General features: G+C 45.7%; 1 protein-coding gene. It reads left to right on the top strand.

Going from position 1 to position 773, the window contains the following annotated elements:
• On the top strand, window positions 1-773 hold a 773-nt coding region (locus TW84_RS23615; RefSeq protein ID WP_045978045.1), incomplete at both ends, for an IS4 family transposase.

Genomic DNA, 773 nt, shown 5'->3' with positions numbered 1-773 from the left:
CATTACGCGCTTCAGTGTCCGTTAAAGGACGTGCCGTCACACTTTATGAGCAGGCATTTGAGTACAAAAACTATAACTCACCCAAAAGCCATCAACACTTTCTCGATAAGCTGCAGTCTTTGCTCCCAGAAGGTTGCACACCTATCATTGTCTCCGACGCAGGCTTTAGAAATACTTGGTTTCGACAAGTCGCCAACAAAGGTTGGTTCTGGCTTGGACGTGTACGTGGCGAAGTCTCGATTAAGTGTGGCGAAGGCTTTTGGCAATGGAATAAAACGTTTTATCCTCAAGCAACAGATAAGCCGCAGTTTTTAGGGGAAAGCCAACTTGCTAAACGCTCACCGCTTAAGTGCTTTGCTTACTTGTACAAGAATCATCCCAAAGGTAGAAAAGCCCATCGGGACAGCCGAACGTGCCAAAAACAATCGGCAGGAAAAGTGTTCCATAAAGGAGCAAAAGAGCCCTGGCTTCTGGTCACTAATATCCCCAACCATGTACTTAACGGCATTAACATAACCCGTTTATACGCCAAAAGAATGCAAATTGAAGAGTCATTCCGAGATCTAAAAAGCCCAGCCTACGGGTTGGCGCTCCGCCATAATCGAACACGGTGCACCAAGCGCATTGATATCTTATTGCTTATGGCATTGATGGCCGAAATCATCATGTGGTGGAATGGCTTAATAGCCATACAAGCCAAATGGCATTATGACTTTCAAGCTAACACCATCAAGCATCGTCGAGTGCTATCCATTCCTAGGCTTGGAAAGGAA

Source organism: Vibrio neptunius (assembly GCF_000967495.1).
GTDB lineage: Bacteria > Pseudomonadota > Gammaproteobacteria > Enterobacterales > Vibrionaceae > Vibrio > Vibrio neptunius.
The sequence above is the reverse complement of the archived record's forward strand: the minus strand, read 5'-3'. Positions and strand labels throughout refer to the sequence as shown.